Below are 8,405 nucleotides of genomic sequence, written 5' to 3'. Positions count from 1 at the left end.
ATGCCGTGCGTCGGCTGCTTCGGCGAGAAGAAGAAGCTCGGGTTGATGTCGCCGAGGCCGAACTCGCGGTCACCATTCACCGTCAGGGCCGGTTGCGAGATCACCGGCGTGATCCAGCGCGTGATCAGGTTCCAGTCCTTGTTCAGCGTAATCGGGATCACGGGCTGGATGTTGAGGACATTCTGCAGCTGCTTATGCGGGCCGACATTGAAGTTGGAATTGTTCTGGAACGGCAGGCTGATCATGTCGGCAACGGGGTTTTGCGCCGCCTTGGCAAGATCGTCGGTGCTCTTTTCGGGGCCCTCCTGGGCGATGGCGAAAGAGCTCGCCAAGCCGATTGAGATGGCGAGCGCGACCCTCAGTCCGAATCGTCCGCAGCCTGTGCGTCGTCCAGTCATGATGTGCTCCGTCTGTCATCCAGACCATCTTTGACCATTGGAACAGAGTTCGCTGCTGAGTGCCAGATTAGGTATTGCTTGCAATGCGCAATCATCACCGTGTGTTGCTTGTGTGATACATGTCGACAATGTTGTGGCGGAGGCTCCGCTGTGTCTGCGCCAGTATTCGATGCATTGGGATTGCGAGACAGTTCGATGGGAGAAGCTCACGCAAAGAATCGGGCCGATGGGGATCGACGCGATCACGTGTATTGTCGGGTTCTTCGTCTCCGCGATCGGGGGCGGCCTGATTTTCGACGGCGTAGTTGAAGCCCTGCAAATGCACGGGGTGACCACTTTGCACTGAGCGTCGCATCCGTCGGCGTGGCTTGGCTTGCTCATTGGGCGGATGGCTGTACCTGAGAAATCTGGGCCTGTCGCAGCCCATCCCAGCTACGAACCTTTGTTCGCGATCGCGAGTTTGCTGGCGCCATCGACGCCATGCTTCTGCAGATCGGCCAGCAACCCTTCGTCCGACAGGTCCAGCCGGTGCGAATGCTTCCAGTCGTGATGCGAGACTTCGACCAGGCGCTCGACAAGGTGGCGGGCGTCGGTTTCGATGGCGAGCTCGCGCCGTGCATCGAAGCTGCCGGGGGTCAGGTTGATCGAGCCGACGATCGCGCGTTTCTCGTCGGCCAGGAGCATCTTGCCGTGCAGCTTCAGATTCTTCAGCCGATGGATCTTGGCTCCCACATCTTCCATGATCCGCAGGCCGCCGACGCCTTCCACCAGCTTGTCGCTCTTCAGCTTGTGCGGCTGCCGCGCCATGATGTGGACCTCAACACCGCGGTTCAGCGCCCGGACGAGGCGCTCGATGATCACCGTGTCCTGGTAACGCTCATTCTGCAGCCATAAGGTTTGCTTGGCGTCGTCAATGAAGGCCGCGATCCGTTCTCGGCCGTTATTGGGGCACCAGATCAGCTTCGATGCAGGATCGGGCTCGAACTCCGTCTGTACCCAGTCCGCTTCGAAGCAGCGCACCATCTCCGCGACTTCCAGCTTGTCGGTGGTGGTGACGGCATAATCACGCGTCTCGGTGAGATCCCGCGTCTCCCAGTTCAGCGACTCGACGAAGCCGATCGTATCGTCGATCACCATCGACTTCTGGTGGGTGAGAGCAAAGGCCGGGCTGCTGTCGCGCACCTCTATGCCGGCAGCGTCGAGCACCTGGCGCGTCTCCTCGTTCTCGCTCGCGCCGTCGCGGCGCGCCGGGTTGAGCATGACGCGCACCTGGACGCCGCGTTGCTTCGCTGCGAGCACAGCGCCAAGCAGGGTCGGGTCCGTGAACAGGAACATCCTGATATTGAGCACCCGCGTGGCGGCGTTGATCGGTGCGAGGATGGCATCGGGGGTGTCGTCGGGAAGGACAATCAGCTTGTGCGACATGGCCGGCACTCCTTGATTTGCGCAGGAAGGGACGGGGCGACCTCACGTGGCCGCGGTCGTTTCGAATTGGGCGCGGTTGAGTTCGGCATAGATCCCGCCGCGGGCAATCAGCTCGTCATTCGAGCCCTCTTCCGCAACGATCCCGTCTTTCAGCACGATGATCTTGTCGGCATTTCGAATCGTGCTGAGGCGATGGGCGATCATGATGACGGTGCGGCCCGCCATCAGCCGCCGCAGCCCCTCGATCACCAGGTGCTCGGACTCGGTATCGAGCGCCGCTGTCGGCTCGTCGAGGATCATGATCGGGCTGTCACGAACGACGGCCCGGGCGATGCCGATGCGCTGGCGCTGGCCGCCCGACAGCGTATCGCCGCGCTCCCCGACCATGGAATCATAGCCATGCGGCATGCGGGCGATGAACTCGTCGGCATTGGCGATCCTGGCGGCCGCCACGATCTCCTCGTCTGTCGCACCTGGCCGCCCATAGGCGATGTTCTCCCGGATCGTCCCGCGAAACAGCACCGTCTCCTGCAGCACGAAACCGATCTGGGCGCGCAGGGCGGCGAGTTTGAACGTGCTGACATCCGTGCCGTCGATCAGGACGCGCCCGCTCTTCACGTCATAGAAGCGTGGCAGCAGGCTGAGCACGGTGGATTTGCCTGAGCCCGTGGGCCCGACGATGCCAACGACCTGCCCAGGCGCGATCGAGAAGGAAACATCGCGCAGCACGAGCACATCGGCCTCGTAGCCGAACGCGACATGCTCGAAGGTGATCGCGCCCTTGACGCGCCCCGGATCAACCGCATCGGCGCGTTCGAAGACGATCTCGTCGGCTGCGAGGATCGTCTGGATGCGTTCCAGCGCCACGGTCGTCTGCGCGATGGCCGTCGTGGCGCTCGCAAGATCCTGAACGGGTTTGAAGAATTTCGAGAGATAGGCGAGATAGACCGTCAGTGACCCGGCTGTCATGGTGCCTGCGATGATCAGCGCCGTTCCCTTCCAGAGAACGATGGCGGTGCAGAACGCGACCACGATGCTGACCACCGGCGAGAGCAGGGACTTGACCCGCCGTGCCTTCAGCGCCGCATCGACTGTCGCCTGGCTGACATCCTGCAGATGCGCGAGTTCGAGATCCTGCCGCCCGAACGCCTTGACCGCCCGGACCGAGCCCAGGCCCTGTTCCACCACTGCCAGGACTTCGCTCTGCCTGACGCGCACCAGGCGCGTCGCCTCTTTCACCGCCCGCTTGAAGCGCATGATGAAGACCAGGAGGAAGGGAATGACGGCGATTGCGATCAGCGTGAAGTCCCAGTCGAGCCAGAACATCAGCCCGACCATGAAGACGATCGTGAGAAGGTCGACGACGATACTCAGCGTCGACGACGAGGCGAAGCTCTGCAGGGTCGAGACATCGGAGGTGATGGTGGAGATCAGTGTGCCGATCTTGGCATTCTGATAGTATCGCAGCGACAGACGGTGCAGGTGCTCATAGATGCGGATGCGTAGATCATTGGCAATCCACTGGCCAATGCTGGTGGTGTAGTAATTGTCCAGGTAGGTCGCTATCCCGCCGATGATGGCGATGAGCAGAGTGGCAACGCCCGCAAAGAGCGCGACACCGGTCGTGTTGCGGCTGAAACCGTACTGATGCAGCCATGCGAGCCATTCAGGCAGGTGATGGTTGCCGAGCGCATCGTCCAGGACCAGCTTCAGCGGCCAGGGCGCGGCGAGGCTGGCGGCAATTTCGACCAGCATTGCGCCAAAGGCGATGAGCAGCCAGCCACGATAAGGGCGGAGGAGGTCCAGAACCAGGCGTGTCATTCGCCAACTCCTGCACGGGATCAGTCTCGGCTCGGCACACTCACAGCATCATTTTTCCAGCTGATCCGAGTGCAATCGCGAGCGCGTCGAATAGGTTCGCATTCCGCAACGGCTTCGAAAGAACGGCGACGATGTCCGAGGGGTGAGACGGCTCGCGCATCCCGTCACCATGGGCCGTAATGATGATGGTCGGAATATGGACGCCAGCCTTGACCAATTGATGGTGCAGCTCGAGGCCGGTCATCCCAGGCATTTGCAAGTCAAGGATCAGGCAGGCAGGCGTCCCCGTGGGCAAGACCTCCAGAAATTCGCGGGCCGAGCTGAAGATCTTCGTCTCATAGGCGCGAACCCTCAGCGTCCGACTCAGGGACTTCAGCACGGACGGATCGTCGTCCACGATAGCGATCCAGGAAGAATCCTGCCCCATGGGGCGGAACGTGAGGCGGTTTTTTCCCGTTGTCGACCTGACCGTTGGGCCAGTACGCATCGCGGGGCGACTACGCGGAAATGCCGGCCTTCTCTGTCAGGCGCACCAGGTCGGCGACCATACGAACGCCGAGCTTCTTCATGATCGACCCACGGTGGAATTTGATCGTCTTTTCGACGGTGCCGAGCTGGTATGCGATCTGCTTGTTCAGCTTTCCAGCAACCACATGTGTCAGAACCTCACGCTCGCGGGGCGTCAAGGTTGCAATTCTGCTCTCGACCGAGTTCAGCTCGGCTTGCACCTGCCGGGCACGAGAATCCGCTTCCCTCGCGCGTTCTATGGCGGCCACCAGATCCTGGGCGCGGACCGGCTTGGTCAGGAAATCAACGGCGCCCGCTTTCATGGCACGCACTGTGGTCGGAATGTCGCCCTTGCCGGTGAGAAAGATGACCGGCCGACTGGTCGCTTTGGCGGTCAGTGCCTGCTGAAGTTCAAGGCCGTCGAGGCCTGGCATGCAGACGTCAATGACGGCGCAGCCTGGAATGGAAGCGTCATGTTCGGCGAGAAACTCCTGCGAGGATGTGAAAGCCGCAATCGTGTATCGCCTTACGCCAAGGAGGCGGGACAAGGCCTTGATCACTGATGTGTCGTCATCAACGAGGAAGACTGTAAACATCGGGCGCTCACTCGGCTGAGATCGGCGATTTGGCTGGCAGCAAGAGGCTCGCGACCGCTCCACCCGCCTCGTCGTTCGCGAGTTCGACCTCGCCACCATAGGCCTCGACAACAGTTGAGCAGATCGCCAGTCCGAGGCCAAGGCCGTTTGGCTTGGTCGTGTAAAAGGGCTCGAATACGTGGCTTACAGCTTCCGGCTGAATCCCGGGTCCGCAATCCTTGACGCGGACTTCGATCATCCTCGTCGGCGTACGCAACGTCGAAACGGCGATGTTTCGTTCGGGCGTGGGGGTGGAAGCCATCGCGTCCATGGCGTTGACCAGGAGGTTGAGCAGGACCTGCTGCAGCTGGACGGGGTCTGCGACCGTCGCGGGCAATTCGCCCGCCAGTTCGAGGCTTACACTGATCCTGCGACTGACAAGTTCATTATGGAGCAATGAAAGCGTCGAGGTAACGAGCTCGTTCACATCGACGGAAACAGCTGTGGTCTCGCCCTTCTTGAGCAGGTTACGCAAGCGCTGGATGACCTCGCTGGCCCGGCGATTATCGTCGACGATATCCTGCAGCACATCGCGGAGCTCGGCCAGGTCTGGCGAAGCCGCGGCAAGCAAATCGAGCCCCGTTTCCGCATTGGATTGGATTGCGGTGAGCGGCTGATTGATCTCATGGGCGATCGCGCCCGACAGTTCGCCCAGTACCGAAACCCGCATCAGGTGCGCCACCTCCTGGCGCTGCAGGGCCGTTTCGATCTCGGCCATTTTCTGGTCGGTAACGTCGATGAAGATTCCGCTGAGCTGCTTCGGATCGCCCGCGGGGTCGGGATGAAACCGCGCGCGAATCCGTATCCAGCGCGGCTCCCCATCTCGCATGACGCGAACGTCAGCGACGGCCGACTGGTCGCTGTTTGCCGCCTTGGTCAGCGAGTTGATTGCTCCCGTGCGATCTTCGGAATGGATTGCGGCAAGGAGCGCATCGCGGGTGAGAGGCGTATCCTCCCCAAGACCGAACAGGGCCCGCGCGTGCTCCGTTGACCAGAGTTCGTTGGTCTCGCGATGGAATTGCCAGAGGGCCAGGTTCACGGACGCCGCTGTGAAGGTCATCCGCTCCTCGCTCTCCTTGAGCAGGGCTTCGGCACGCTGTCTTCTGCGCCTCTGGAGCAGCAGGGCACCGGCAACGGCCATCTGCAATGCAGAGATGCCGAGAGCCGCAAGCACCAGATTGTGATGCTGGTCCCAGATCGTCGGCTTCTTGAACAACACCGCAGCATCGGCCGGAAGATTGCTTTCCCGCAGATTCCAACGCTGCATCGCCCTGGCATCGACGCGGTAGCTCTGTCCGGGATTTGTTCGTGGCGGGAGCGCGGCCGGGTCAGCGCCTGCAATGATTTCAAGTGCGAGGTCGGCTGCGGCTATGCCGACAGACTCGAACGTCTCTATGAAGCCGCCAACCGTGCCACTGCCAAGATAGGTATCGTAAGGTGAATAGACGGGAGCAGGAGAAAGCGCGGCCAGCGCAGTCGCGACTTCGGCTGGAACAAAACTCTTGCCCGTGCCGTCCGCGAATACCGTCAGGACGATAACGATCGCGTCCGCGGGAACACGTTCCAACTCTGCAACGAGAGTGTCAAAAGGCAGTCCAAATAGGTACGTGGCTTCCAATTCGGCGTGAGCCTGCATCGTCGCCCGCGCTTGGGTTTGCCAACGGCGATCCACTTCGGCGCTCCCAGCAATCATCACGACGCGCCCTGAGTTGGGTTGCAGCGCCTTCGCCAATGCGAGCGTCTTTTCCAGATTGAACTCCGTGATGATCCCGGTGACATCGGGAGGCGGCCGTGAGACGGCATAGGTTGCCGACGAGATGCTCGTAAACACGACGGGTACGGCGGGCGCGATCGTGGCGCGATGCTTGATGATGAAGGGCAGTGCCAGGCTCCCCAGGGTGACGATGACGTCCGGGGGTGAACGCGCGTACTTGTCACGCAGGAACGACGCCATCCGATCCTCATGCGCGGGGTCGGAGCTGCGCGCGAGGTCAAGGAACTCGGCATCGATCTCGATCTTGTGAGGAGCGCGTTCCGAGAACCGATTGCGCGCGGCCTCGCTGATGGCCGCCGTGGCCGGAAATGTATAGTTGAACGCATGCAGAAAGAGGATGCGCGCTGGTTTCCGCTGCGACCGCGCAGCAGGAGCCAGCCAAGGGAAGGCGAGCACCAGAAGGAGCAGGCCCAACGCTCCAACACCTCGCGCTGCATCTGCTCGAAGTTGTAACCGAACTTCCATCTTTCCTACCGCAGCGGCACGTGGAAGGTCTCGAAGTTCTGGAAGGCGGCATTATTCAGCGTCATCTCTACCCTGTCGAGATGCATTTTTGCCGGGGTCGAAGCTCGTGGGCGCCCAGTCCTTTTCGGCACAGGCATGGTGTCCGCGGTTGAACCTTGACCGCGGAGCCTCGGGAAATCCCGGAGGCCGGAGAGCCCGGCAAGCCTCGATACTGGGCCATGGTCCAGTAGAGCGACCCCCGATTTATCGGTACAGCCTGCCTGAGAGCCGAGCACTCAGAGAGTGTTTCATGCGAAGTCTTGAAATCACGGAACGACCGCCCGCGGCCCCCAGCGATCCTCTGAATCGCGCGTTGAGTGCGGGTACTGCGCCTCCGCGAGATATGCTCGTCATACCCGGCGGCACGTTCCTCATGGGGTCGGATCGCCACTACCCTGAAGAGGCTCCGGTCCACCGGGTGACCGTGAACAGCTTCTGGATGGACCGGACGCCCATCACGAACCGCCAGTTCCGCGACTTCGTTCGCGCCACCGGACACGTCACGTTCGCGGAGCGGTGTCCGGATCCAAAGGACTACCCGGCGGCCCGGCCAGAGATGCTCTATGCTGGTTCTCTCGTCTTCTCGCCCCCCGGCCATCCCGCTGACCTGCGCTTCTGGGGCGAGTGGTGGACTTACTTGAAGGGCGCTGACTGGCGGCATCCCTACGGCCCGAGGAGCAGCATTCACGGGCTCGACAACCATCCCGTGGTGCACGTGGCATTCTCCGATGCGCTGGCCTATGCGCACTGGGCCGGGATCGACCTGCCGACCGAGGCTGAATGGGAATTCGCGGCCCGCGGCGGCCTCGACGGCGCGGAGTTCGCATGGGGGGCCGAGTTCACGCCCGGCGGCCAGCACATGGCCAATACCTGGCAGGGCGACTTCCCACGAGAGAACCTCGCGCAGGACGGGTTTACGCGCACCTCGCCGGTTACCGCCTTCCCGCCCAACGGCTACGGCCTCTACGACATGATCGGCAATGTCTGGGAATGGACGAGCGATTTCTACGTGGCGAGGCACGCCGCCGATGCGCCAAAAGCCTGCTGCATCCCGGAAAACCCGCGCGGCGGGCGCGAGGACCAGAGCTACGACCCATGCCATCCGGAACTCAGGATCCCGCGCAAGGTCCTGAAGGGCGGCTCACACCTGTGTGCGCCCAATTACTGCCGCCGCTACCGCCCGGCGGCACGCCACCCCCAGCTCGTCGACACCTCGGCTAGCCATATCGGCTTCCGCTGCGTCCGGCGCGGAGTCTCGAAGATCTAAAAGAGGAGGATATGCCGTGAAGCATGACATTCTCGCCGGACCATCGCCCAACGAGCCCGCTGATCATCGATCGA

Annotated in this window: 6 protein-coding genes and 1 pseudogene; 1 reads left to right on the top strand and 6 read right to left on the bottom strand. The window is 62.0% G+C overall.

Translation table 11 applies throughout. The annotated features are described in order from the left end of the window. The 6 genes and pseudogenes from AC1DGP_RS33000 to AC1DGP_RS32975 form a co-directional block, all read right to left on the bottom strand. A pseudogene (locus AC1DGP_RS33000) lies at positions 1-398 on the bottom strand (transporter); the annotation flags it as partial. Between the two features lie 432 nt (positions 399-830). Then, positions 831-1,823, bottom strand: coding sequence for a phospholipase D-like domain-containing protein (locus AC1DGP_RS32995; RefSeq protein ID WP_441493114.1), 993 nt, complete (start codon positions 1,821-1,823; stop codon positions 831-833). Positions 1,824-1,865: 42 nt separating this feature from the next. Beyond that, the gene (locus AC1DGP_RS32990) at positions 1,866-3,644 is read right to left on the bottom strand and encodes an ABC transporter ATP-binding protein (protein ID WP_441508698.1); all 1,779 of its coding nucleotides are present in this window, start codon (positions 3,642-3,644) and stop codon (positions 1,866-1,868) included. Between the two features lie 40 nt (positions 3,645-3,684). Then, on the bottom strand, positions 3,685-4,041 hold the full coding sequence (locus AC1DGP_RS32985) for a response regulator transcription factor (RefSeq protein WP_441508697.1): 357 nt from the start codon (positions 4,039-4,041) through the stop codon (positions 3,685-3,687). A 100-nt stretch (positions 4,042-4,141) separates the two neighbouring features. Beyond that, positions 4,142-4,747, bottom strand: coding sequence for a response regulator transcription factor (locus tag AC1DGP_RS32980; RefSeq protein WP_441508696.1), 606 nt, complete (start codon positions 4,745-4,747; stop codon positions 4,142-4,144). Positions 4,748-4,754: 7 nt separating this feature from the next. Then, positions 4,755-6,974, bottom strand: coding sequence for a sensor histidine kinase (locus tag AC1DGP_RS32975; RefSeq protein WP_441508695.1), 2,220 nt, complete (start codon positions 6,972-6,974; stop codon positions 4,755-4,757). A gap of 433 nt (positions 6,975-7,407) precedes the next feature. Here AC1DGP_RS32975 and AC1DGP_RS32970 point away from each other — a divergent pair, with 433 nt between their 5' ends. Continuing rightward, entirely contained in the window at positions 7,408-8,331 is a 924-nt protein-coding gene (locus tag AC1DGP_RS32970; RefSeq protein WP_441508694.1) for a formylglycine-generating enzyme family protein, read from the top strand. Positions 8,332-8,405 lie beyond the last annotated feature (74 nt).

This window comes from Allobosea sp. 05T433, from assembly GCF_056396065.1.
This window is presented reverse-complemented; position numbering and strand designations above follow the sequence as displayed.